This is a genomic window from Aeromicrobium alkaliterrae, assembly GCF_039529015.1.
Lineage (GTDB): Bacteria > Actinomycetota > Actinomycetes > Propionibacteriales > Nocardioidaceae > Aeromicrobium > Aeromicrobium alkaliterrae.
This window is the reverse complement of the sequence record NZ_BAAAME010000002.1, coordinates 758,471-782,759: the sequence shown is the minus strand read 5'-3', so window position 1 is coordinate 782,759 and position 24,289 is coordinate 758,471. Positions and strand designations below refer to the sequence as shown.

The 24,289-nt window shown below is 70.5% G+C and carries 17 protein-coding genes; 11 read left to right on the top strand and 6 right to left on the bottom strand.

Going from position 1 to position 24,289, the window contains the following annotated elements; all coding sequences use genetic code 11:
* Positions 1 to 19: 19 nt before the first annotated feature.
* The 7 genes from ABD127_RS05035 to ABD127_RS05005 all read left to right on the top strand — a co-directional run bounded on the left by ABD127_RS05035 (position 20) and on the right by ABD127_RS05005 (position 10,557).
* On the top strand, positions 20 to 2,545 hold the full coding sequence (locus ABD127_RS05035) for an SCO7613 C-terminal domain-containing membrane protein (RefSeq protein WP_344198368.1): 2,526 nt from the start codon (positions 20 to 22) through the stop codon (positions 2,543 to 2,545).
* 31 nt (positions 2,546 to 2,576) lie between these two features.
* Positions 2,577 to 3,299 (top strand): RDD family protein, encoded by a 723-nt coding sequence (locus tag ABD127_RS05030; protein ID WP_344198366.1) that lies wholly within the window; start codon positions 2,577 to 2,579, stop codon positions 3,297 to 3,299.
* Positions 3,300 to 3,444: 145 nt separating this feature from the next.
* Positions 3,445 to 6,105, top strand: a complete 2,661-nt coding sequence (acnA, locus tag ABD127_RS05025; protein ID WP_344198364.1) for an aconitate hydratase AcnA — start codon at positions 3,445 to 3,447, stop codon at positions 6,103 to 6,105.
* A 148-nt stretch (positions 6,106 to 6,253) separates the two neighbouring features.
* On the top strand, positions 6,254 to 6,760 hold the full coding sequence (locus tag ABD127_RS05020) for a flavin reductase family protein (protein ID WP_344198362.1): 507 nt from the start codon (positions 6,254 to 6,256) through the stop codon (positions 6,758 to 6,760).
* Between the two features lie 42 nt (positions 6,761 to 6,802).
* A complete protein-coding gene (gene dxs, locus ABD127_RS05015) occupies positions 6,803 to 8,722 on the top strand; it encodes a 1-deoxy-D-xylulose-5-phosphate synthase (RefSeq protein WP_344198360.1) in 1,920 nt (639 codons plus the stop codon).
* Between the two features lie 13 nt (positions 8,723 to 8,735).
* A complete protein-coding gene (locus ABD127_RS05010) occupies positions 8,736 to 9,671 on the top strand; it encodes a PAC2 family protein (RefSeq protein WP_344198358.1) in 936 nt (311 codons plus the stop codon).
* A gap of 25 nt (positions 9,672 to 9,696) precedes the next feature.
* Positions 9,697 to 10,557 carry an acyl-CoA thioesterase gene (locus ABD127_RS05005; protein WP_344198356.1) on the top strand — a complete coding sequence of 287 codons (861 nt, stop codon included), beginning with the start codon at positions 9,697 to 9,699 and terminating at the stop codon, positions 10,555 to 10,557.
* On the opposite strand, the gene ABD127_RS05000 is transcribed toward ABD127_RS05005, so the two are convergent.
* From ABD127_RS05000 to ABD127_RS04985, 4 genes are all read right to left on the bottom strand, one after another.
* Positions 10,554 to 12,470 (bottom strand): CocE/NonD family hydrolase, encoded by a 1,917-nt coding sequence (locus ABD127_RS05000; RefSeq protein WP_344198354.1) that lies wholly within the window; start codon positions 12,468 to 12,470, stop codon positions 10,554 to 10,556. The two genes, ABD127_RS05005 and ABD127_RS05000, sit on opposite strands and share 4 nt — an antisense overlap.
* Before the next feature lie 85 nt (positions 12,471 to 12,555).
* On the bottom strand, positions 12,556 to 14,727 hold the full coding sequence (locus ABD127_RS04995; RefSeq protein ID WP_344198352.1) for a CocE/NonD family hydrolase: 2,172 nt from the start codon (positions 14,725 to 14,727) through the stop codon (positions 12,556 to 12,558).
* 58 nt (positions 14,728 to 14,785) lie between these two features.
* On the bottom strand, positions 14,786 to 15,667 hold the full coding sequence (locus ABD127_RS04990) for a MaoC family dehydratase (protein WP_344198350.1): 882 nt from the start codon (positions 15,665 to 15,667) through the stop codon (positions 14,786 to 14,788).
* A gap of 1 nt (position 15,668) precedes the next feature.
* The gene (locus ABD127_RS04985; protein WP_344198348.1) at positions 15,669 to 17,027 is read right to left on the bottom strand and encodes a 3-oxoacyl-ACP reductase; all 1,359 of its coding nucleotides are present in this window, start codon (positions 17,025 to 17,027) and stop codon (positions 15,669 to 15,671) included.
* 147 nt (positions 17,028 to 17,174) lie between these two features.
* On the opposite strand from ABD127_RS04985, the gene ABD127_RS04980 reads away from it, so the two are divergent.
* Positions 17,175 to 18,626 carry an acetyl-CoA C-acetyltransferase gene (locus ABD127_RS04980; RefSeq protein ID WP_344198346.1) on the top strand — a complete coding sequence of 484 codons (1,452 nt, stop codon included), beginning with the start codon at positions 17,175 to 17,177 and terminating at the stop codon, positions 18,624 to 18,626.
* 338 nt (positions 18,627 to 18,964) lie between these two features.
* Here ABD127_RS04980 and ABD127_RS04975 read toward each other — a convergent pair whose 3' ends face one another.
* Entirely contained in the window at positions 18,965 to 19,630 is a 666-nt protein-coding gene (locus ABD127_RS04975) for a TetR/AcrR family transcriptional regulator (protein ID WP_344198344.1), read from the bottom strand.
* Positions 19,631 to 19,695: 65 nt separating this feature from the next.
* On the opposite strand from ABD127_RS04975, the gene uvrB reads away from it, so the two are divergent.
* Complete coding sequence (gene uvrB, locus ABD127_RS04970; RefSeq protein WP_344198342.1) at positions 19,696 to 21,780, top strand: excinuclease ABC subunit UvrB; 2,085 nt, start codon at positions 19,696 to 19,698, stop codon at positions 21,778 to 21,780.
* Here the strand turns inward: uvrB and ABD127_RS04965 are convergent.
* Positions 21,777 to 22,376 carry a TetR/AcrR family transcriptional regulator gene (locus ABD127_RS04965; RefSeq protein WP_344198341.1) on the bottom strand — a complete coding sequence of 200 codons (600 nt, stop codon included), beginning with the start codon at positions 22,374 to 22,376 and terminating at the stop codon, positions 21,777 to 21,779. The genes uvrB and ABD127_RS04965 overlap by 4 nt on opposite strands.
* A gap of 140 nt (positions 22,377 to 22,516) precedes the next feature.
* On the opposite strand from ABD127_RS04965, the gene ABD127_RS04960 reads away from it, so the two are divergent.
* Both ABD127_RS04960 and ABD127_RS04955 read left to right on the top strand, forming a co-directional pair.
* Positions 22,517 to 23,011, top strand: coding sequence for a beta-class carbonic anhydrase (locus tag ABD127_RS04960; protein ID WP_344198339.1), 495 nt, complete (start codon positions 22,517 to 22,519; stop codon positions 23,009 to 23,011).
* Positions 23,012 to 23,203: 192 nt separating this feature from the next.
* Entirely contained in the window at positions 23,204 to 24,280 is a 1,077-nt protein-coding gene (locus tag ABD127_RS04955; RefSeq protein WP_344198337.1) for a TerC family protein, read from the top strand.
* Positions 24,281 to 24,289 lie beyond the last annotated feature (9 nt).

The window sequence follows — 24,289 nt, the reverse complement described above, 5'->3', positions numbered from 1 at the left end:
CCAAAGGACTGAAGCTGCCATGAAGTACGCCGACGCGGCGAGGTGCCCGGACTGCCGAGCGCTCCTCGAGGGACGTCAGACCTGCGGCGTGTGCGGCTTCGACGTCCGGTCGCCCGAGGTCGCCGAGATCTGGAGCCACCTCGAGCAGATCGACGAGCTCGTCGCCACCGCGCGGGCCCGGGCCGTGCCGGTGGCGCCGCCGGTCGCAGCGCCGGTCGCTCCTGCCGTCCCGCCGCCTCCGACGCAGGCGGTGGGACCCCCGCCGATGCCGGGCGTCCCGCCGGTCACGGGAGCCCCGGCCGCCGGCGGCGGTCTCTCGGCGGGCTCGGTCCTGCTCGGCCTGGGCGCCACGCTGCTCGTCGTCGCCGCGATCATCTTCGTGTCCTTCGCCTGGAGCGCGATGGGGATTGGCGGCCGTGCCGCGATCCTGGCCGTGCTGACGGTCGGCGTGGGCGGCGCGGGCAGCTGGTCGCTCGCGCGGCGCCTGCGTGGATCCTCCGAGGCGCTGTGGCTCGTGTTCGTCGGCTTCGTGTCCGCCGACTGGTTCGCGGCGTGCGGGCTCGGCCTGTTCGGTCTGGACGGGTTGGAGGGCTGGCAGGTCGCCGTGCCGTGGTGGGTCCTGATGAGCCTGACGACCGTGGTCGTCGGGACCGTCGCGCGGCGCGTGGCCGACCACTCCGTCGTGTCGCTGGAGGTCGTCGCCGGGCTGGCGCTCGTGCCGGTCGTGGCCACGGTCGGTTCCGCGCTGGGGGAGCAGGACGTGCGCCTGTTCTGGGTCATGGCGATCCTCACGCTGCTGGCCGCCGCGGTGGCGACCGGTGCGGTGCTGCTGAGCCAGAAGGTCTGGGCAGCGGTGTCCGGCGTCGTCGCCGGGGCGTGCGGCGTCGTCACGACCGTCGCCGCCGTCGTGGAGGCGGCGGCGCACCGAGACCTCGACGCCTACGTCGGTCAGGTCCATGGGCTCCCGCTCCTGCTGGTCACCGTCGCGGCGGCCTGCCTGGCGGTGCGGCGGGAGCTGCGGGCCGTCGGTGTCGCCGCAGGCGTGCTGCTGCTGGCCCTCCTGGTCGGCCTGCCGCTCGTCGACCCGCTCGACGGGCAGGCGTGGCTCGTGTGGGTCGCGGCCCTCGCGGCGCTCGTCATGGTGCTCCGGCTTCCCGCGTCGGTCGGGGTGAGCCAGGTCGGCACCGGGCTCGTCGTGGCCGGCGGGGTGCTGTCGGCGCCGCTGATCGTCGCCTGGCTGGCCGGCCTCGCGCCGCTCGGCACGATCGTCGATGCCGCCGCACGGGGGCCGCGCGACCGGCCGCTGCTCGCCGACACGCCCGGGCTCGGGCAGGTCGAGACGCTCCACGGGTGGATCACGGTCGTGGTGGGCGCCGGCCTCGCGACGATGCTGGTCGCTGCCGGCCGCGGCCGCGGATCGACACCGGCCCTGCGACGGGCCGGTGACCTTACCGCGGCACTCGTGGTGCTGGCGACGGCGGCTGCGGTGCTGGTCGCCGCAGGAGTGCCCCTGGTCGTCCTCGCCGCCGTGACGCTCGCCGCGGGTGTGGTGCTGCTGGTCGTCGGACGTCGCGCCGGGCTGGGCTGGGAGGCGGTGGGCCTCGCGGTGGTCGTGCTGTCCCCGCTGGTGGCGACCGCGGTCTGGAACGGGATCCTGGTCGTCGCCGCCGCGGCGGTCGTGGTGCTGGTCGTCCACGCCGTCGTCAGCACCCGCTCCGACCTCACCGTCGTGTCGACGCCGGCTGCGGGCCTGTGGATCCTGGCGTCCTCGCTGCTGCTCGTGACGCACCCGGACATCGACCTCGGTGCGCGGCCCGCGATCAGCATCCTGCTCGCCGTCGCGCTCGTGATGGCGGTCGTGGGCACAGGGCTGGTGCAACCGCCGCTGGGCTGGTCACCGGGCGTGACGCTCGAGGGTGTCGGGTCGGCCGTGGCGCTGGTCCTGCTGCTCTCCGGTGTCGCGCTGGGCGACCTCGCGTGGCTCTCGGCGTGGCTCACCGCGGTCGGTGTGACCGCGATGGGCGTGGGCCTGATCGTGCCGGGCCGTCGCTGGGTCAGGATCCCCGCCGCCGTCCTGCTCGGTCTGGCGTGGATCCTGCGGCTCGCGGCGTCCGAGGTCACCCAGGTCGAGGCCTACACCGTGCCGTTCGCGGTCGCTGCCCTGCTGGTGGGCTGGATCGCCCTGCGGCGCGATCCCGAGCTCTCGACCACGGTCGCGCTCGGGAGCGGGTTCGTGCTGGGCCTGCTGCCGACGGCGCTGGTGGTCCTGACCGATCCGGTCTCGATCCGCGCGGCGGTGCTGGGCGCCGTCGCGGCGGCGTTCCTCGCGGCCGGTCTCGCGCTGCGGTGGCAGGCACCGTTCGTGGCGGGCGGGGCCGCGCTGGCGCTCGTCGCGATCGTGGAGCTCGCGCCGTACGGCTGGGGGCTGCCGCGCTGGGTGCTGATCGGCGTCGCAGGCCTGGTGCTCCTGGTCGGCGGGATCACCTGGGAGAACCGCGTCCGCGACGGGCGCGCCGCCGTGCGTTTCGTGCGCTCAATGCGGTGACATCGGCAGGGCACAGGGTCATGATGGGGAGATGAGCGACGGATCGAACGGCACGAGCGATCTCGCCGACGACCTCGAGGCCGAGGCCGAGGCGCCGCCGCTGACCCTGCGCCAGCGTCGACGGGACGCTTTGCTGCAGGACGCTCTGGTGTTCTGCACCGTGTTCTCGGTCGGAGCCCTCGGCTACGCGATCGCGACGCTCGTGCTCGACGAGGCCGAGACCTTCTGGTCGGTCAGCCTGTCCGACGGGCTGATCCTGAGCGGTCTGGTACTGGCCGAGCTGTTCCTGCTCTGGAACAACGGCATCCGCCAGGGCGTGCGGGGCCACAGCATCGGCAAGCACCGCGTCGGCATCCAGGTCGTCGACACGCGGACGGGCCGCCCCGTGGGCTGGCTCCGCGGCCTCTGGCGGGGGCTGGTCGTCGCGGGACTGCTCGACCTGGCGCTCGCCGTCATCCCGGTGGGGCTGCCCACGGTGCTCCGCCGCCTGACCCCGGAGGCGTGGCATGTCGGCGCGTTCGCCTACGTCGCGGTGCTGGTCCTCCTGCTGCCGCTGCTGCTGCCGACCGACCGCGGCCTGGCCGACCGGCTGTCGGGCACGACGGTCGTCGACTCGATTGACACGACGACCCCGTCGCACCGCTCCGCGCTGCTGGTGGTCGACGCGCTCGGCGTGGTCGGCGTGCTGGCGGTGTTCGTGCTGTACCTGAGCTTCCTCTGGCCCTTGATCGGCCAGATGCCCGGACTCTGGTGAGCATTCTGTCTTGACGTCGTGTATCTTGATATCAAGACACAATCGAGGTCCCACCCACCGCACCGACTTAGGTTGACCTGAGCGAGCGGCGACACCGCGAGGCGCGGCAGGATGGGATCAACTCGGCCTCAAGGAGATGCGTCAGATGTCCGTCGACAGCTTCAACGCCAAGGAATCGCTGCAGGTCGGCGACTCGGCGTACGACTACTACCGCCTCGACGCGGTCACGGGTGACGGCGTCGACGTCGCCTCCCTCCCGTTCAGCCTCAAGATCCTCCTGGAGGCGCTGCTGCGCACCGAGGACGGTGCTGACATCACCGCCGACGACATCCGCGCGATCGGCGCGTGGGACCCGTCCTCGGAGCCCACCCAGGAGATCCAGTTCACGCCGGCGCGCGTGATCATGCAGGACTTCACCGGCGTCCCGTGCGTCGTCGACCTGGCCACGATGCGCGAGGCGATGGTCGACCTCGGCGGCGATCCGTCCAAGATCAACCCGCTCGCGCCGGCCGAGATGGTCATCGACCACTCCGTCATCGCCGACGTCTTCGGCACGCCCGAGGCGTTCGAGCGCAACGTCGAGATCGAGTACGAGCGCAACGGCGAGCGCTACAAGTTCCTGCGCTGGGGCCAGGGCGCGTTCGACAACTTCAAGGTCGTCCCGCCGGGCACCGGCATCGTGCACCAGGTCAACATCGAGCACCTCGCGCGCGTCGTCTTCACCAAGGACACCGACGGTGGCCAGGTCGCGTACCCCGACTCGTGCGTCGGCACCGACTCGCACACCACGATGGTCAACGGCCTCGGCGTCGTCGGCTGGGGCGTGGGCGGCATCGAGGCCGAGGCCGCGATGCTCGGCCAGCCGATCAGCATGCTGATCCCGCGCGTCGTCGGCTTCAAGCTGACCGGTGAGCTGCCCGAGGGCGCCACCGCGACCGACCTCGTGCTCACGATCACCGAGATGCTCCGCGAGCACGGTGTCGTCGGCAAGTTCGTCGAGTTCTACGGCTCGGGCGTCGGTGCGGTGCCGCTGGCGAACCGCGCCACGATCGGCAACATGAGCCCCGAGTACGGCTCGACCATCGCGGTCTTCCCGATCGACGACGAGACCACCAAGTACATGCGCCTCACGGGCCGCTCCGAGGAGCAGATCGCCCTGACCGAGGCCTATGCCAAGGCGCAGGGCCTGTGGCACGACGCCGACCACGAGCCGCGCTACAGCGAGTACCTCGAGCTCGACGTCTCCACGGTCGTGCCCTCGATCGCCGGCCCGAAGCGTCCGCAGGACCGCGTCGAGCTGTCGGTCGCGGCCTCCTCCTTCGAGGAGACCGTCAAGACCTACGCCGAGGGCGCCAACCCGCAGTCGGTCACGCTCGAGGACGGCACGTCGTTCGAGATCGACCACGGCGCCGTCACGATCGCGGCCATCACGTCGTGCACCAACACGTCGAACCCGTCGGTCATGATCGGCGCGGCGCTGCTGGCCAAGAAGGCCGTCGAGAAGGGCCTGTCCCGCAAGCCGTGGGTCAAGACCACGCTGGCGCCCGGCTCGAAGGTCGTCACCGACTACTACAACAAGTCCGGTCTGACGCCGTACCTCGACAAGCTCGGCTTCAACCTGGTCGGCTACGGCTGCACGACCTGCATCGGCAACTCCGGTCCGCTGATCCCCGAGGTCTCGGCCGCCGTCAACGAGGGCGACCTCGCGGTCGTCTCGGTGCTGTCGGGCAACCGCAACTTCGAGGGTCGCATCAACCCCGACATCAAGATGAACTACCTGGCCTCGCCGCCGCTGGTCATCGCCTACGCCCTGGCCGGCTCGATGACGGTCGACCTGTTCAACGACCCGCTGGGCACCGACACCGACGGCAACCCGGTGTACATGAAGGACATCTGGCCCACGCCCGCCGAGGTCGAGGACGTCATCGCGAGCTCCATCACCGCTGACACCTTCGGCAACGAGTACGCCGACGTCTTCGCCGGTGACGAGCGCTGGCAGAACCTGCCGACGCCCGAGGGCGACACGTTCGCCTGGGACGAGGACTCGACGTACGCCCGCAAGGCGCCGTACTTCGACGGCATGCAGCTCGAGCCGTCGCCGGTCACCGACTTCAGCGGCGCCCGCGTCCTGCTCAAGCTGGGCGACTCGGTCACGACCGACCACATCAGCCCCGCCGGTGCGATCAAGAAGGACAGCCCGGCCGGCAAGTACCTGATGGAGAAGGGCGTCGAGCCCCGCGACTTCAACTCCCTCGGCTCGCGCCGCGGCAACCACGAGGTCATGATCCGCGGCACGTTCGCCAACATCCGCCTGCGCAACCAGATCGCCCCGGGCACGGAGGGCGGCTTCACCCGCGACTTCAGCACCGACGGCGAGGTCACGACGGTGTTCGAGGCCTCGGAGAGCTACCAGGCCAAGGACATCCCGCTGGTCGTCCTGGCGGGCAAGGAGTACGGCTCGGGCTCGTCGCGCGACTGGGCCGCCAAGGGCACCGCGCTCCTGGGCGTCAAGGTCGTCATCGCCGAGAGCTACGAGCGGATCCACCGCTCGAACCTGATCGGCATGGGTGTCCTCCCGCTGCAGTACCCAGCCGGCGAGAACGCCGAGAGCCTGGGCCTGACGGGCGAGGAGACCTTTGAGTTCACGGGCATCACCGAGCTCAACGAGGGCCGCACGCCCAAGACGGTCAAGGTCAAGGCCGGCGACGTCGAGTTCGACGCGGTCGTCCGCATCGACACCCCCGGCGAGGCGAACTACTACCGCAACGGCGGCATCATGCCGTACGTCCTCCGCTCCCTCCTCTGAGGACTACCGCTCGCGAGTGGATTCCCGCCCCTTCGCGAGTGAGTTTCCGCCCCTCCCAGGGGCCGAAACTCACTCGCGGAGGGGCGGTTTCTCTCTCCTCGCGGGGCGGGAATTCACTCGCGAGCGGTGCCGGGGGAGGATGGGTGTCGTGACGGTTCACTCGGAGCATCCTTTTCTCCCGCCGGAGGGCGAGCGGTCGACGGTGCGGCGTCTGCGGGGGCGGTGGCCCAGCGGCGTGGCGGTCGTGACGACCGGCTCCGGGCGCGAGCGCACCGGCCTGACGGTCTCGTCGCTGCTCGTCGTGGACGGCGAGCCCGGCGTGGTGCTGGTGATGCTCGATCCGCTCTCCGACCTCGCCGAGGCGCTCGCGGACGGGGTCCCGTGCGTCGTGAACCTGCTGGCGTCACCCCACCGCGACCTGGCCGAGGCCTTCGCCGGGGTCGCTCCGGCGCCCGGCGGCCCGTTCACGCTGGGGGTCTGGCGCGACGGCGACCACGGTCCGGAGCTGACCGATGCGGCGGCGGTCGCCCGCTGCCGCGTCGCCGTCGTGGCCGACCACGAGACCGGCTGGTCGGTCCGGCACGAGCTCACGATCGAGTCGGCCTCGTTGACCGACGTCCCCACGTTGCGCCACGAGCGCGGCGGCTACCACTAGAGGTGCCCCAGCGCGATGGGCGTGGCTCGGTAGACTGACCGAATGGCCGCGAACGACTCCTCACTGGACGCGCGGGGTCTCCTTGCCGGGATCACCGGTCCGCGCGACCTCGAGCATCTCGACGCCACCGAGCTCGACCAGCTGGCGTCGGAGATCCGCGACCTCCTGATCGCCGCCGTCGCCGCCCGTGGCGGCCACCTCGGCCCGAACCTCGGTGTCGTCGAGCTGACGATCGCGATCCACCGCGTCTTCGAGTCGCCCGCCGACAAGGTCGTCTGGGACACCGGGCACCAGTCCTACGTCCACAAGATGCTCACGGGCCGCGCCCGCGAGTTCGGCGGCCTGCGCACCGAGACCGGCCTGTCGGGGTACCCCGCCCGGTCCGAGTCCGAGCACGACTGGGTCGAGAACTCGCACGCCTCCACGAGCCTGTCCTACGCCGACGGCCTGGCCCGCGCCCACGAGCAGACGGGCTCCGAGCAGCACGTCGTCGCGGTCATCGGCGACGGCGCGCTGACGGGCGGCATGGCCTGGGAGGCGCTCAACAACATCGCGGCGCACCGCGACCGGCGCCTCGTGGTCGTCGTCAACGACAACGGCCGTTCCTACCGGCCCACCGTCGGAGGCCTGGCCGACAAGCTCACACGCATCCGCACGAGCCCCGGCTACGAGCCCACGCTGCAGGCCATCAAGGAGCGACTCACCGGACGCGGCGGAGCCATCGGCCCCGCGACGTACGAGGCGCTGCACGCCGTCAAGAAGGGCGTCAAGGACGCCTTCGCCCCCCAGGGCATGTTCGAGGACCTGGGCATGAAGTACATCGGTCCCGTCGACGGCCACGACCTCGCGGCGGTCGAGACGGCGCTGACCTCGGCCAAGCGCTTCGCCGGACCCGTGCTCGTGCACGTGCTGACGACCAAGGGCCAGGGCTACGACATCGCGGTCGACAACGAGAACGACCAGATGCACCAGTCGGTGCCGTTCGACCGCGAGACCGGCGACGCGCTCGCCGTCGCCCCGGCCGGCTGGACCTCGGTCTTCCGTGACGAGATCGTGCGCATCGCCGACGGACGTGACGACATCGTCGGCATCACCGCCGCGATGCTCCACCCCGTCGGGCTCGACGCCTTCGCCGACAAGTTCCCCGACCGCGTCTTCGACGTCGGCATCGCCGAGCAGCACGCGGTCACCTGCGCCACCGGCCTGGCGATGGGCGGCATGCACCCCGTCGTGGCGATCTACGCGACCTTCCTGAACCGAGCCTTCGACCAGGTCCTGCTCGACACCGCCCTGCACCGCTGCGGGGTCACGTTCGTGCTCGACCGGGCCGGCGTCACGGGCGACGACGGTGCTTCCCACAACGGCATGTGGGACCTCTCGCTGATGCAGCTCGTCCCAGGCCTGCACCTGGCCGCGCCGCGCGACGGCTCACGCCTGCGTGAGGCGCTGCGTGAGGCCGTCGACATCACCGACGCCCCGTCGGTCGTGCGCTTCGCCAAGGGTGCCGTGCCCGAGGACCTCGAGGCGATCGAGCGGGTCGGCGTCGTCGACGTCCTGCGCCGCGACGACGATCCCGAGGTCCTGCTCGTCGGCGTCGGATCGATGGCCGGCACCGCCGTGGCCGCGGCCGAGCTGCTCGCCGCCGAGGGCATCGCCTCGACCGTCGTCGACCCCCGCTGGGTCAAGCCCTTGCCCGCCGAGGTCCTCGACCTTGCCGCGCGGCACCGCCTCGTCGTGTCGGTCGAGGACAACGGTCGCCAGGGCGGCGTCGGGTCCACGATCCTCCAGGCCGTCAGCGACGCCGGTCTGCCCGTCCCGGTGCGCGTGCACGCCGTCGCGCAGGAGTTCCTGCCGCACGCCAAGCGCGACGTCCTGCTCGACCGCCTCGGTCTGACGGCCCCCGCGGTGGCCGCCGACACCGTCGCCACGCTCGCCCGCCTCGCCGGGAATAGCGACCACTGAGGGGCGGTTGACGATGCAGTGGTCCCGACGACGTGAAGACAAGGCGCCCGATGGCGTCACCCTGCCCGACGACCTCTCCAGCGAGCCCGGCCCCGTGGACGACCAGAACGTCCTGATCGTCGCGCTCGACGGTTTCCTCTCCGCCGGCAGCGGTCCGCGGATCGCCGCCGAGCACCTGGTCTCCGGGCACGGCGAGATCATGCACTCCTTCGACATCGACGCGATGTTCGACTACCGGGCGCGCCGTCCCACGCTGCGGTTCCACCGCGACCACTACCTCGACTACGACGAGCCGCGCCTCGACGTGGTGCGCGAGCACGATCTCACCGGCCGCCCGTACTACGTGCTGGCCGGCCCCGAGCCCGACTTCCTGTGGGAGCGGTTCGCCGCCGAGGTCCGCGAGGTCGTCGACGACCTCGACATCGACCTCACCCTGAGCCTCGGCGCCGTGCCCATGGGCGTTCCCCACACGCGGCCGATGCTCGTCACGGCGCACGGCACGTCGCCGGAGCTGATCGACCGCACGAACCTGTGGTCGGCCGAGCTCGTCGTCCCGTCCTCGGCGCAGTCGATGCTCGAGTACCGACTCGGGTCGTGGGGCCACGAGGCCGCCGGCTACGTGGCGCACGTGCCGCACTACCTGGCCCAGGTCGACTACCCGGGCGCCGCGGTCGTGCTGCTCGAGGCGGTCACCGACCGCATCGGCCTCCAGCTCGACCTGACGCCGCTGCGCGAGCGCCACGCCGGCACGATGGTCGACATCGAGCAGCAGATCGCCGACCAGCACGGCTCCGAGCTCGTCAGCGGCCTCGAGCAGCAGTACGACGCGTTCACCCGCGGAGCCGCGCAGTCGCTGCTCGCCAGCGACGAGGAGCTGCCCAGTGCGGAGGAGCTCGCCGGCCAGTTCGAGCAGTACCTGGCGCGCCAGCGCAAGGACGGCGACTCGTAGGTCGCGTTCTCGCTAGGATCGCGTCGTGCCTGCTTCCTTGACTGAACTGCTGGACCTGCTCGAGCTCGAACAGCTCGAGGTGGGTCTGTTCCGTGGCCGCCAGCCGGCCAGCTCGATGCTGAAGCGAGTCTTCGGCGGGCAGGTCGCAGCGCAGGCCGTCGTGGCCGCGCAGCACACCGTGCCGGAGGACCGGCACCTGCACTCGCTGCACATCTACTTCATCCTGGGCGGCGACCCGAGCATCCCGATCGTGTACGACGTCGAGAACGTGCGCGACGGCGGCTCCTTCACCACCAGGCGGGTCGCCGCACGCCAGCACGGCAAGATCATCTTCTACATGACCGCGTCGTTCCAGGTCACCGAGCCCGGTTTCGACCACCAGGACCCGATGCCGGCCGTGCCGTCGCCGGACGACGCGATCCCGCTCGGCGACATCGTGCGCGCCCGTGGCGACGAGTACTACGAGCGGTGGGCCAAGGAGTGGTCGTCCTTCGACCTGCGCTACGTGGGCGACAACCGCGACGAGGCCCAGCGTGATCTGTCGGGCCGTCTCGTGGTCCAGCGTCTGTGGTTCCGCGCGTCCGGTCAGCTGCCGGACTCCCGCCTGATCCACAACGCCGCGTTCACGTACATCAGCGACCTGAGCCTGCTCGGGGCGTCGCTCGTGCCGCACGGGGTCTACATCGGCTCACCGAAGCTGCAGCCCGCCTCGCTCGACCACGTGATCTGGTTCCACCGCCCGGTCGCGGTCGACGAGTGGCTGCTCTACGACCAGTCCTCGCCGTCGGCCTCCGGGGCCCGCGGTCTCAGCACCGCCCGGGTCTTCCAGGCGGACGGCACCCTCGTCGCGACGGTGGCCCAGGAGGGCCTGATCCGCCAGGTCTAGCGGCGACCCAGCAGGGACCCGAGTCCCGGGACGAGGCCGCCCACCGTCTTCAGCAGCGACGTCAGGACCGCCGCGACGGGCGCCGCCGGGGGAGTCGACGCAGTCGGCTGCGCCGCAGGTGCAGCCGGCGGTGCGACAACCGCTGGCGGTGCGACGGCAGCGGGAGCGGGCAGCGCCGCGCTCAGGTCGCTCTCGGGCAGCACCGGGAAGAGCAGGCGCGAGCCACTCGTCCCGCCGACGTTGACCGTGTTGATGCCCGGGATCGTGGGCAGCGAGAACGCCGAGGCGCCCACGATGTCGAGCCGGATGCGGTGTCCCTCCTTGAACCGGTTGGCGATCGGCCAGAGCTCGACCTGGTACAGGCGGGGGGCCAGGAAGCCGGCCAGCGGTGTCTTGGTGCTGTAGTCGCCGTAGGGCTGCACGACCGTGCCGTTCTCGTCCTTCAGCGACTTCTCCTCGACGATGTCAGGGAACGAGGAGAGCAGGCGACCGACGGTCAACGGGTGCGCCGTCCCGTCGGGATGGACGTCGGAGACCACGGCCCAGATCGCCGTCTCCGGGGAGGTCGTCGACAGGTTGACCTCGAGCGAGGCCGGGCCTGCTGCGACGACGTCCTCGGCGAGCGCCGGCGAGGTGTAGCTCAAGCCTGGCAGTCCGATCAGACCGTTCATGTCGTTCAGGCCGGGGATCGCCGCCGTCAGCATGTTGAGCCCCGCCACGCCGAGCAGGCTCGCCGTGGGGGAGTCGGTGGCGAGCGGGTTGGTGGGGAGCGGGACGTAGGTCTGCGGACCTGCCTGCTTCGCCGGGCCGAACGTGAGGCTTCCGTCGTTGAGGGTGTGCGCCGTGCCGCTGCTGGTCGCGTCGAGGTTCAACGCCTCCCAGGTGGTGCCCGGGACCGGCCAGTCGGTCGCGTCCCGGTGCAGGAGCTGACCGGCCAGCATGTCCTCGCGGTCGCCGTCCGACAGCGTCAGCTGAACGGCCGGCTCGTCGGTGATCCCGTTGTCGATGTCGCGCAGGTAGTGGTCGAACCAGGCCTGCATGTCGGCCTGACCTCCGTCGGTGCCCGCCGGGTAGCCGTCGTGGCCGCCGGCCAGCAGCAGGTGGGAGCCGTTGTCACGCAGCTCCTGGTACCCCTCGAAGGCGCCGCGCGACTCGACGTCGAAGATGCCGTTGACCGCGAGGATCGGCAGGTCGTTGGCGTCGCCGCGGAAGCCGCGGTCGCGCCAGAAGGCGTCGAGCGTCGGGTGCAGGAGCCCGGCCTGCACGCCGCTGTCGAGCAGGCCGACGATCGCGTCTACCGACGCGAGGGGGTCGGTCGCGAGTCGGTTCGGGCCCTGCATCAGGGCCAGCCCGCCGATGCCGAGGATCACGGCGGCGCCGGGCACGATGTTGCTCACGCCGCCGGGCACCAGCAGGTCGCGGTAGAGCTCGAACGTTCCCGACCGCAGTGTCGCGGTGTCGACGCACGGCAGCTCCAGGTGCATCGAGTTGTAGACGATGATCGCGCTGGCGGAGAACCCGTGCAGGCCGAGTCGCCCGTTGCTCCACGGCTGCTGGCAGGCCCACTGCAGGGTCTCGGAGACGTCCTGCTGGCTGCGCGGGCCGAGGGCGTCGAACGAGCCGGAGCTGGAACCCGTGCCGCGCAGCTGCACCAGCAGGTGGTTGTAGTTCTCGTCCGGCGTGAAGGTCGCGCTGCCGGGGCCGTACGGCGTGAACTCGATGACGGTGGGACGGGCCGTGATCGGCCCGGGTCCGGTCAGGGTCGTCTGCAGCTGCACGCCGTCGGACGTCGTGAAGCGGATCTGCTCGGTCGCGGTGTCGGCGAGGGCCGGCGACGAGCTCGTGACCACCAGGAACGGGGCCAGCAGGCCCACGGCGGCGACGATCAGGGAGGCGCGGCGCAAGGGGTTCACGCCAGGTTCAACGCGCGCCTGTGACCCGGGTCACGGCTTCCGAGCAACTTTCTTGTACGGATGTACTGGTTTAGTGCGCCGGATGTCAGTCGACCGGGCGACGACGGACGTAGGTCCGCGCCGACGACGCGAGCACGAGCCCCGTCGCGAGGACCAGCAGGACCCACACCATCGGGCTGCCGGGCTGCTCCCGGCTCGTCGTGGTCGCCGACGTCGCGGTGTACCCGGGCACGAAGGACTCGCTGGTCTCGCCCTCGGGCGCGTCGGTGACGTCGCCGCCGTCGTAGCCCGGGCCGGTGTCGTCGGTCGTGGAGGCGTCCGCCGCCTCGAGCGCGGAGCGGACGTCGTCGAGCACCGCCGCCTCGGCGGCTGCGTTCTCCGAGCCCGTCGACCCCAGCGTCGGCAGCGTGAGGCGTGAGGGGTGCTCGGCATCGTTGTGGATCGTGATGACGCCGAGCTGTCCTGCCACGTTGGTCAGGGGCGACAGCAGGTGCGGGGTGTCGAAGGACTGCACCGAGACCCGGAGGCGGTCGCCCTCGCTGATCACGGCGCCCGTGGGGAAGACCTCGACGTCCACGGGAACGATCTCGCCTGGAGCGAGCACGCGGCGCGACTCCTGCGTGAACGGGTGCCACGGCTGGATGATCTCGCCGTCGAGCGTCACGGACCGCGACTCGTCCAGCTCGGCCTGGGAGATGACCTGCCAGCCCCCGGTGAGCCGGTCGACCACGCCGTCCGGGGTCACGCGGGAGACGCTGACCGACAGCAGGCCGTCGCCGGTCGTGCTCGAGGTGTAGAACCGTGCATTGATCGGTCCCAGGACCTCCAGGTCGCTGGTCAGGGGCGCGGTCTCGAACACGACGCCGGTCATGTCGTTGAGCGCGGCGTTCTGGTTGCAGGTCTCCCAGGCACCGATCAGGTTGAGCACGCCGGCGGTCCACTGCGAGGTGCTGCGGGAGCAGAGCCCGGCGACCGGGATCGGCAGGATCTGCGACGACCCGGCGACGACCTCGCCCTGCGTCAGGACGCCGTTCGCGCCGCCCAGCGTCGTGGAGGAGCCCGACAGCTTGAAGGACGCGGCGCTCTGGTCGCTCAGGTAGGAGTCGCGGTACTTCCACTCTCCCGATCCGAGCTCGTGGTACGTGAAGCTCGGGATGTCGCTGTCGAGCGCCGGGTCGGCGATGCCCTTGACGTAGTGGTCGAACCAGCGGAGCTGCAGCTCCGACAGCGTGCCCAGACCGGCCTCGGGCACCTCGCTGCCGCTGGAGCCCTGCAGGTGGTCCCAGGGGCCCAGGATCATCTTGACGGGAACGCCGCGCTCGCGCAGGGCCTGGTAGATGAGGGGCGTCCCGCGCTGGAACAGGTCGTACTCGCCGCCGATGAGGAACGTCGGCACGTCGATGTTCGGCACCGACCTGGTCAGCGTGCTGCGTTCCTCGTAGAACGCGCCGTCGTACGCCTGGGGGCCGCCGAGCGCGGCCTCGAGCAGCAGCTGGAGCGAGGACGCGCCGTTGCCGACCAGGTGGGTGACGAGGTTCTCGACGGCCTGGGGCGACGTCGACGGCACGAGGCCCGTCAGGTTGACCAGACCGAGCCACAGCGGCATGAACCCCGTGTCGAGCTGGCCGCCGGAGGCCACGACGTCGCGGTACACCTCGCCGCCGGGCACCTGCGGGAAGATCGCCTTCAGCCCCTCGGGCTGCTGGCCCGCGGCGAACAGCTGGCTGATGCCCATGTAGGACGGCCCGGACATCGCGACGGCGCCGTCGCTCCACGGCTGCTGCGCGGCCCACTCGACGATCTCCTTGGAGTCCAGCTGCTCGCGCTCGCCGAACACCTGCCAGGTCCCGCCCGAGCCGCCGGTGCCCCGGGCGTCGACCGTGAGCTGGGTGTAGCCGCGCTGCACGAGGTAGTCGGGCGCGGCTCCGCCCAGCGTCGCGCCGGCCGGGCTCCCGATCGCGGTCTTGCTGTAGGCCGTGATGGTCACGACGACGGGAAGCGGCGTCTGGACGACCTGGCCGTCGGCGTCGACCGGACGCTTGAGGTCGGCCAGCAGCACCGTGCCGTCGGAGGTCGGGATCTGGAGGTCGACCTCGGTCGCGGTCGAGGGATAGTCCTCGGGCCGCGCTTCCCACCCCGAGTCGGTGGGCGCGACCTGCTCCGCGGCGAGCGGTGCTGCGGCCGGGGGAGCCGCGGTCGCCGCCGCGGGAGCGACGAGCGCGGCAGCCGTGAGTGCTGCGGCCGTGAAGAGACGCATCTGTGACCTCCGTGTCAGCGTGACCAACGACACAGTAGACGCAGAGTTACAGCAGCGCTCAGCCGAGGGGCGTGACGCGTCCGACCATGTGCGGCACCGGCTTGCGAGCGCCGACGACGCCGAACTCCGTGGTGTCGCCCACCGAGCGCGACCCGAACACGACCGTGGCCGGGAGCAGGACGGGCTTCTTGAACTCCACGTCGACGCGGTAGGCGTCGGGCAGCCGGTTGGCGAGCGCGGCCAGGGCGTGGGCCTTGGTCCACATGCCGTGCGCGATGTTCGTGGGGAACCCGAACGCCTTCGCGGTCAGCGGGTACAGGTGGATCGGGTTGCGGTCACCCGAGACCGCGCCGTACCGACGACCCAGGTTGCCCGCGAGCTTCCAGTGCACGACGCCGCTGGGCACCGAGACTCCCTCCAGCGGCGCCTCGGTCGTCTCGGGGGAGCCGCCACGACCGCGGGCGAACAGGGTCGTGACCTCGCTCCAGACCGTCTCGCCGTCCACGGTGACGTCGGTCAGCAGGTCGATCAGACGACCCTTGGGGTGCGGTCGCAGGTCGGCAGCCCGCACGGAGACGTCGAACGTCTCGTCGGCCGTGATCGGACGGTGCTGCGTGATCGCGTTGCGCAGGTGGACCAGGCCCATCGGCGCGAACGGGAAGGACGTGTCGGTCATCAGCGACATGTGCAGCCCGAAGGCCGCCATGTGCGGGTAGGTCGCCGGCAGCGCCTCGCCGCGGCCGAAGCCGCACACCTCGCGGTACCGCTCCAGGTGGTCGGCGTCGGTCGTGACGCCGCTGCGGCGCAGCGTCAGGTCCGGAGCGCCGCCGGAGGCGTGCTTGACGCCCGGCAGGTTGCCGACCACGGGGATGGCCGGCAGCGCCGCCTTGAGCATCAGCGGCAGCGTCGACGGCGCCTGCGTGAAGACCTTCTCTCCCATGTCAGGAGGCTCCGAGCAGCATCTGGCCGTTGACGCCGATGACGTTGCCGCTGACCGTGGCCGAGCCCGGGCTGGAGAGCCAGGCGATCGCCTCGGCGACGTCGACCGGCAGACCGCCCTGCGACATCGAGTTCATCCGGCGGCCGGCCTCGCGGATGCCGAGCGGGATCGTCTTGACCATCTCGGTCTCCATGAACCCGGGGGCGATGACGTTGGCCGTGATGCCCTGGTCGGCCACACGCTTGGCGAGCGACTGGATCCAGCCGATCACACCGGCCTTGGCCGAGGCGTAGTTCGTCTGGCCGTTGTTGCCCGCGATGCCGGCGATCGAGGCGATGCCGATCACGGTGCCGCCGCGGTTCACGAGTCCGGCCTCGATCAGGTGGTCGGTGATGCGCTGCGGGGCGCCGACCGAGATCTCGACGACGAGCTGCCAGTTCTCGGGCTTCATGTTGCGCAGGCGCTTGTCGCGGGTAATGCCGGCATTGTGGACGATGATGTCGACGCCGCCGTGGTGGGTCTTGATGTACTCGGCGATCTGCGCGGGGGCGTCGGCCGACGTGATGTCGCCGACGATGTAGCCGCCGCCGAGCTCCTCCGCGAGCGCCTTGAGGTCGTCGGCGAGCGGCGGGACGTCCAGACCGATCACGGTCGCGCCGTCACGGGCGAGCGTGCGCATGTCAGCCTCGCCCAGACCGCGCGAGGCCCCCGTCACGAGGGCGACCTTGCCGGCGAGCGGCTTCGTGACGTCCTTGACCGGGGCGACCTTGGTGATGCCGGTCGTGCCGAGGCGGACGACCTGGCCCGACACGTAGGCCGACTTGGGGGAGAGGAGGAAGCCGAGCGTGGAGCCGAGCGTCTTCTCGGCGCCAGCGGCGACGTAGACCAGGTTGGCGGTGGAGCCGCCGCCGATCTCCTTGCCGAGCGAGCGCGTGAAGCCCTCGAGCGCGCGCTGGGCGATCGCGGCGCTCTCGGTGGCGGCCTCCTCGGGCAGCGAGCCGATCACGACGACGCGGCCGCTGCCGGCGAGCTGGCGCAGGACGGGCGTGAAGAACTCCTGCAGCGCCACGAGGCCCGCGGCGGAGTCGATGCCGGTCGCGTCGAAGACCAGGCCCTTGTACTTCTTGCCGTCGGCGCGGACGCCGGTCGCGTCGATGCCGTAGGCCTTCAGCGCGGCGGTGACCTCCTTGGCGACCGATCCGGCCTTCGCGCCGCTCGTCGCGCTGCCCGTGAGGACGCTGCCCTTCACGAGCGCGCCGCCGGAGTACCGGTCGAGGTACGGCGGGTTGGGCAGGCCCAGGTTCTTCACGAGGAACTTGCCGACGGGGTTGTGCGCGAGATCCTGGTAACGATCGCTCACGGGGTGTGTCCTATCTCTCGAATACCGGTGGTATCTGAATGCGACACCTGACTGTAACCTCGTGTGACAACACCGGTCCACTCTGCTCCGACGAGGCACACGTCACGTTCGGGAACCATCATCGACCACACCCGAGGAGTCCCGCCAATGGCTGACACCACGCCCGCGAAGAAGACCCCCGCGAAGAAGGCACCTGCGAAGAAGGCGCCCGCGAAGAAGGCTCCGGCCAAGGCGGCCAGCCCGGTCGCCGAGAAGGCCACCGTGACGGACACCGCCGTCGCCACCGCGCCCGCGGCCGACGACGCCCAGCGTGTGCGCCGCGTCGCGGTCATCGGTGGCAACCGGATCCCGTTCGCGCGCAGCAACACGGTCTACACCAACGTCTCGAACCAGGACATGCTCACTGCGGCCCTGGACGGCCTGGTGGAGCGGTTCGGCCTCGAGGGCGAGCGGATCGGCGAGGTCGTCGCCGGCGCGGTGCTCAAGCACGCCCGCGACTTCAACCTGACGCGCGAGACCGTGCTCGGCTCGAAGCTGTCGCCCGAGACGCCCGCCACCGACCTGCAGCAGGCGTGCGGCACGGGTCTGCAGGCCGCGTTCGTCGTGGCCGACAAGATCGCGCTCGGCAAGATCGAGACCGGCATCGCCGGCGGCACCGACACCACGTCGGACGCGCCGCTCGCGGTCAACGACAAGCTCCGCAAGATCCTGATCGAGGCCAACCAGCTCTCGGCCAAGGGTGACAAGAAGGGGCTCGTGAAGCTCCTGACGAAGATCCGTCCGTCGTACCTGGCGCCCGACCAGCCGCGCAACGCCGAGCCGCGCACGGGCCTTTCGATGGGCGACCACCAGGCCATCACGACCCACGCCTGGAAGATCACGCGCGAGGCGCAGGACGAGCTGGCCGCGACGTCGCACCAGAACCTGGCCGCGTCGTGGGACGCGGGCTGGCAGGACGACCTCGTGACGCCGTTCAACGGCGTCACGAAGGACAACCACCTGCGTCCCGACTCGACGGTCGAGAAGCTCGCCAAGCTCAAGCCGGTCTTCGGCAAGCAGCTCGGTGATGAGGCCACGATGACGGCCGGCAACTCCACGCCGCTGTCCGACGGCGCGTCGGTCGCGCTGTTCGCCTCCGAGGATGAGGCCGCCAAGCGTGGCTGGGAGGTCCAGGCGTACTTCGTGGACTACGAGACCGCCGCGGTCGACTACGTCAGCGGCTCCGAGGGCCTGCTGATGGCGCCCGCCTACGCCGTGCCGCGCCTGCTGGCCCGCCAGGGCCTGACGCTGCAGGACTTCGACTACTACGAGATCCACGAGGCGTTCGCGGGCCAGGTGCTCTCGACCCTCGCGGCCTGGGAGTCGCCGGAGTTCTGCCAGGACAAGCTGGGCCTGGACGTCCCGCTGGGCTCGATCGACCGCACCAAGCTCAACGTCAAGGGCTCGTCGCTCGCCGCGGCGCACCCGTTCGCCGCGACCGGTGGCCGCATCGTCGCCAACCTGGCGAAGCTGCTGCACGAGGCCGGCCCGGGCAAGCGCGGCCTGATCTCGATCTGCGCCGCCGGCGGCCAGGGCGTCGTCGCGATCCTGGAGAGCTGAGCCTCTCGCACTGCTGAGGAACCCCCGGTTCGGCCGTCCGGCCGTCCCGGGGGTTCCTCTACCCGGGGCGGGGGACAAGCGGGCATGGACGGACGAGCCGGGCGTGCGCCGACCGTCGGGTGACCGGGCCTGATGCTTTGCGGTTGCCAGGGCAGCCGGAAGGCATCAGACCTGCCTTGGCACGGACCGGGTCTGATGCTTTTCGGTCGCTGGGGCAGCCGCAACGCATCAGACCTCGTCCAGCCCGGCTCCCTGTCCGTGCCGCTTGTCCCTCACCCCGGCGAGCGGTGAGCCAGCGACACGTCCCTCGCTCACCGCCCCGGGCGGGGTGGGGTGGGTCAGGCGGGGCGTGGACTGGAGCCCGTGGCCATGGCCAGGGCGCCGTGGACCAGCAGGGTGCGCAGGGTGTCGGAGGCGACGTCGTCGACGACCGGCATGCCGGTGTTGTGCTCGCGGATCGACCACTGCAGGTGGGCCAGGTTCAGCGCGCCGAGGCCCTGCGCGTAGAGCACGTTGGCGACCAGCGAGGGGTCCGTGACCCGGAAGTCCCCGGCGTCGGTGCCTTCGGTCAACGTCGTGACCAGGTGGGCGAGGCAGGCGCTGATGGCCGTGCCGAGCTCGATCAGCACCGCGTCGCCGACCTCCTGCTGCAGCTCGGTGCCGCGGCGGCGCAGCAGCGTCTGGGCGCAGTCGACAAACGCCGGGTGGGCGACGCCGTAGTCGAAGAACGCGGCGACGATCGAGGCGAGGCGTCGTCGCGGCGGGTCGGACGGGTCGACGCCTGCGGCGAAGGCGGCCTCGAGCTCGTGCAGGTACTCCACGAGCGTGACCGCGAACAGCTCCTCCTTGCTGGAGAAGTGCCGGTAGATGATGGCGCGGTTGATGCCGACGGCCCGCGCGATGTCCTCGATCTGCGCGTCGCGCACGCCGCGCTCGTCGAAGAGCGCCCGCGTGGCGGCGATGATCTCGCGCCTCCGCGCTGCGCGCCTCTCGTCGACTCCCATGCGGGTCACCCTAACGATCCGTCGCCCGCTGGGTCCTGTCGGTGGTCGGTCGTAGGCTCAAGGGCATGAGGCCTGTCTCCGAGCTCAGCCGCCAGGTGGCGCCGTTCCACGTCGTCTCCGACTACCAGCCTGCGGGCGACCAGCCGGCGGCCATCGCCGCGCTCGAGAAGCGCATCGACGCAGGTGAGCGCCACAACGTCCTGCTCGGCGCCACGGGCACGGGCAAGACCGCGACGGTGGCCTGGCTCACCGAGAAGCTGCAGCGCCCGGTCCTGGTCATGCTGCCCAACAAGACCCTGGCGGCGCAGTTCGCCACCGAGCTGCGCGAGTACTTCCCCGACAACGCGGTCGAGTACTTCGTCTCGTACTACGACTACTACCAGCCCGAGGCGTACCTGCCCCAGACCGACACCTACATCGAGAAGGACTCCTCGATCAACGAGGAGGTGGAGCGCTTGCGCCACTCCGCCACCTGGTCGCTGCTGACCCGCCGCGACGTCATCGTGGTCGCCACGGTCTCGTGCATCTACGGCCTCGGCTCGGCCCAGGAGTACCTCGACCGCATGATCGGGTTCAAGGTCGGCGAGGAGATGCCGCGCGAGCAGCTGCTGCGCACCCTCGTGCAGGCGCAGTACGTCCGCAACGACGTCGCCTCCACGCGTGGCACGTTCCGCGTCAAGGGCGACACGGTCGACATCTTCCCCGTGTACCAGGAGCTCGCGGTACGGGTCGAGTTCTTCGGCGACGAGATCGAGCGCCTTATGACGCTGCACCCGCTCACCGGTGAGGTCCTGAGCGAGGACGACGAGCTGTACGTCGGCGCCGCCACCCACTACGCGGTGGGCTCCAGCACGATGCAGCGCGCGATGGGCACGATCCAGACCGAGCTCGACGAGCGCCTGGCCGAGCTCGACGGCGAGGGCAAGCTGCTCGAGTCGCAGCGCCTGCGCATGCGCACGACCTACGACCTCGAGATGATGCAGCAGATCGGCACCTGCAACGGCATCGAGAACTACTCGCGGCACATGGACGCCCGCGAGCCCGGCAGCCCCGGCAACTGCCTCCTCGACTACTTCCCCGAGGACTTCGTGCTGGTCCTCGACGAGTCGCACGTCACCGTGCCGCAGATCGGCGCGATGTACGAGGGCGACATGTCCCGCAAGCGCACCCTGGTCGAGCACGGCTTCCGGCTGCCCAGTGCGATGGACAACCGCCCCCTCACGTGGGACGAGTTCCTGCAGCGCACCGGCCAGACCGTCTACCTGTCGGCCACGCCCGGCACGTACGAGATGGAGCAGGCCAAGGGCGAGTTCGTCGAGCAGATCATCCGGCCCACCGGCCTGATCGACCCCGAGGTCGTCGTCAAGCCCACCAAGGGGCAGATCGACGACCTGATCACCCAGATCCGCGAGCGCGTCGAGCGCAACGAGCGCGTCCTGGTCACCACGCTGACCAAGAAGATGTCCGAGGACCTCACCGACTACCTCGTCGAGGCCGGCATCCGCACGCGCTACCTGCACAGCGAGGTCGACACGCTGCGCCGCGTCGAGCTGCTGCGCGAGCTGCGCATGGGCGAGTACGACGTCCTGGTCGGCATCAACCTGCTGCGTGAGGGCCTCGACCTTCCCGAGGTCAGCCTCGTGGCGATCCTCGATGCCGACAAGGAGGGCTTCCTGCGGTCGGGGCGCTCGCTGATCCAGACCATCGGTCGCGCGGCGCGCAACGTCTCCGGTCAGGTCATCATGTACGCCGACCGCATCACCGACTCGATGGCGCTGGCGATCGACGAGACGAACCGACGGCGCGAGAAGCAGGTCGCCTACAACCTCGCGCACGGCGTCGATCCGCAGCCGTTGCGCAAGAAGATCGGCGACATCACCGACATGCTGGCCCGCGAGGACGCCGACACCGACCGGCTGCTCGCCGCCACGGGCGACCGGCGCCGCAAGGGTGCCGCGGTGCCGCTGGGGGAGCACACCGCCTCGCTGGCCGACCTCCCGTCCGCCGACCTCGCCGCGCTCATCGAGTCGCTCAGCGAGCAGATGCACGCGGCGGCCGCCGACCTGCAGTTCGAGGTCGCGGCTCGCCTGCGCGACGAGATCGGCGACCTCAAGAAGGAGCTGCGCGGCATGATCGCCGCCGATGCCTAGAGTGCAGCGGCGGTGCGGGCCAGCACCGGCAACGTCCGCCGCCAGGTCCCGACCCGTTGAGCCATCTGCTCCGGGTCGACCAGGATGCTGGTCATCGCGCTGCCGGTCAGCAGATCGATCGTGAGCAGCAGGAGCGTCGGCACGCGTGGATCGTCGTTGGTGCCGAGCAGCTCGCTGACCCGCTCGGTGAAGCCGACGACCAGGCGCTCCTGCGCCGGCAGCAGTGCGTCGCGCAGTGACGGATCGGTACGAGCAGCGACCCAGAGCTCCAACACGGCGGCCGACGTCGCTGACTGGAAGTCGCGCCAGACCAGCTCGACCACGACGTCCCACGGGTCTTCGCCCGGCGTCACGTCGGCCGTCAGCAGCTCGAGCCGCTGGTCCACGGCGTGCTCGCCGATGGCTGCCATGAGGGACGCACGGGTCGGGAAGTGGTGCAGGAGGGTGCCGCGAGCCACTCCGGCCTGCGCCTGGACGGCACCAACGGAGGTCGCACCGTAGCCTCGCTCCTGCAGGCAGGTGATCGCTGCGTCGATGATGCGACCGCGGGTGTGTGCCGTCCGCTCCTCCTGGGTGCGGTGGGATGGGTGATTCATGCGCGCCAGGGTATGAACGGGTTGGCCGGTAGCACGGATGTCGTCGTCCAGCCGATCGTCTTGCCCGCTGACACGGCGGTCCGAGCACGGGGATCAGGGGCACGGTGGGGGTACCACCCCCCCCACGTTCCGGAGGAACCATGACCACCACCGACGAGTTCGTCGAGGCCAACAAGGCCTACCAGCAGGGCTTCGACGGCCCGCTCCCGCTCCCGCCCGCCCGCAAGGTCGCCGTCGTCGCCTGCATGGACGCACGCCTGGACCCGGCGAAGATCCTCGGCATCGCCGAGGGGGACGCCCACGTGATCCGCAACGCCGGTGGTGTGGTGACCGAGGACGCGCTCCGCTCGCTCGCGATCAGCCAGCGCCTGCTCGGCACGGAGGAGATCGTCCTGGTGCACCACACCGACTGCGGCATGGTCACCTTCAGCGACGACGAGTTCCGTCAGGGCATCGAGGCCGAGACCGGCATCCGACCCAGCTGGTCGGCCGAGGCCTTCCCCGACGCCGCCGCTGACGTCGTGCAGGGCATCAACCGGATCAAGGCCAGCCCGTTCGTGCCGAAGAAGGACCACGTGCGCGGCTTCGTGTTCGACGTCGCCACGGGCGCGATCGACGAGGTCACGACCGCCTGAGCTGCACGTCTGCGGCCCGGTGGGCGTGTCTCGATTCGCCCCGTTCCACCGGGCCTGTCAGAATGCTCCGCGGAGGGGAGTACTCCCCAGCCACCTGTTCGTCATCACGATCGCGCCCTTGCGGTCCGGCAGGTGGGTCGCCCGTGAGGCGGCGGAAGAGACCTCCGGTCAGCTCAACCGGAGGATCACACCTTGAACGTCTCTACGCTCGAGTGGAGCATCACGATCGGCGTCACGATCGCGGTGCTGCTGTTCGACATCGTCATCGTCGCGCGGAAGCCGCACGAGCCCTCCATCAAGGAGTGCTCGATCTACCTGAGCATCTACGTCTCGATGGCGATCGCCTTCGGCCTGTGGGTCATCTACTTCCACGACGGGCCCGGCAAGGACGAGGACTACGGTCTGCAGTTCTTCGCCGGATGGCTGACCGAGTACAGCCTCTCGGTCGACAACCTGTTCATCTTCCTCATCATCATGGCCAGCTTCAAGGTGCCGAGGAAGTACCAGCAGGAGGCCCTGCTGGTCGGCATCATCATCGCGATCGTCTTCCGCGGCATCTTCATCGCCCTGGGCGCCGTCGCGATCAACAACTTCTCGTGGGTCTTCTACCTGTTCGGTGCCTTCTTGATCTACACCGCAGTCAAGCTCGTGGCGGACACGAACCACGACGACGACGGCGACAACGCGGTCGTGAAGTTCGCGCGCAAGCGCTTCAACGTCTCGGAGCAGTGGGACGGCCTCAAGCTCGTCATCCGGGAGAACGGCAAGCGCGCCATCACGCCGATGTTCCTGGTGATCATCGCGCTGGGCACGACGGACCTGCTGTTCGCGCTGGACTCGATCCCGGCGATCTACGGCCTCACCAAGGAGCCGTACCTGGTCTTCACGGCCAACGTGTTCGCCCTGATGGGTCTGCGTCAGCTGTACTTCCTGCTGGGTGACCTGCTGAAGCGCCTGATCTACCTGTCGCAGGGCCTGTCGTTCCTGCTGGCGTTCATCGGCGTCAAGCTGCTGCTCCACGCCCTGCACGAGAACGAGCTGCCGTTCATCAACGGCGGCGAGCACGTGCCGGTCCCGGAGATCCCGACGCTGCTCAGCCTCGGCGTCATCGTCGGCACGCTGTCGATCACCGCGATCGTCAGCCTGACGGTCTCGGGTCGCCGCGTGCGGGCCGGGCTCAACCCCGACGGCACCGAGCGCACGCCGGAGCAGGAGGCCGAGGAGGCCGCTGCGCTGGCCGAGCGCGAGGCGAACCGCAAGCAGGACTGAGCGTCCCGC

What these genes read in the sequence shown, in the direction of transcription:
- ABD127_RS04980 (WP_344198346.1), top strand. Translation starts at nt 17,175, where the DNA reads ATGGCTGACACCACGCCCGCGAAGAAGACCCCCGCGAAGAAGGCACCT.
- ABD127_RS05030 (WP_344198366.1), top strand. Translation starts at nt 2,577, where the DNA reads ATGAGCGACGGATCGAACGGCACGAGCGATCTCGCCGACGACCTCGAG.
- ABD127_RS04975 (WP_344198344.1), bottom strand. Translation starts at nt 19,630, where the DNA reads ATGGGAGTCGACGAGAGGCGCGCAGCGCGGAGGCGCGAGATCATCGCC.
- ABD127_RS05010 (WP_344198358.1), top strand. Translation starts at nt 8,736, where the DNA reads ATGCAGTGGTCCCGACGACGTGAAGACAAGGCGCCCGATGGCGTCACC.
- ABD127_RS04960 (WP_344198339.1), top strand. Translation starts at nt 22,517, where the DNA reads ATGACCACCACCGACGAGTTCGTCGAGGCCAACAAGGCCTACCAGCAG.
- dxs (WP_344198360.1), top strand. Translation starts at nt 6,803, where the DNA reads ATGGCCGCGAACGACTCCTCACTGGACGCGCGGGGTCTCCTTGCCGGG.
- ABD127_RS04990 (WP_344198350.1), bottom strand. Translation starts at nt 15,667, where the DNA reads ATGGGAGAGAAGGTCTTCACGCAGGCGCCGTCGACGCTGCCGCTGATG.
- ABD127_RS04965 (WP_344198341.1), bottom strand. Translation starts at nt 22,376, where the DNA reads ATGAATCACCCATCCCACCGCACCCAGGAGGAGCGGACGGCACACACC.
- acnA (WP_344198364.1), top strand. Translation starts at nt 3,445, where the DNA reads ATGTCCGTCGACAGCTTCAACGCCAAGGAATCGCTGCAGGTCGGCGAC.
- ABD127_RS05035 (WP_344198368.1), top strand. Translation starts at nt 20, where the DNA reads ATGAAGTACGCCGACGCGGCGAGGTGCCCGGACTGCCGAGCGCTCCTC.
- ABD127_RS04995 (WP_344198352.1), bottom strand. Translation starts at nt 14,727, where the DNA reads ATGCGTCTCTTCACGGCCGCAGCACTCACGGCTGCCGCGCTCGTCGCT.
- uvrB (WP_344198342.1), top strand. Translation starts at nt 19,696, where the DNA reads ATGAGGCCTGTCTCCGAGCTCAGCCGCCAGGTGGCGCCGTTCCACGTC.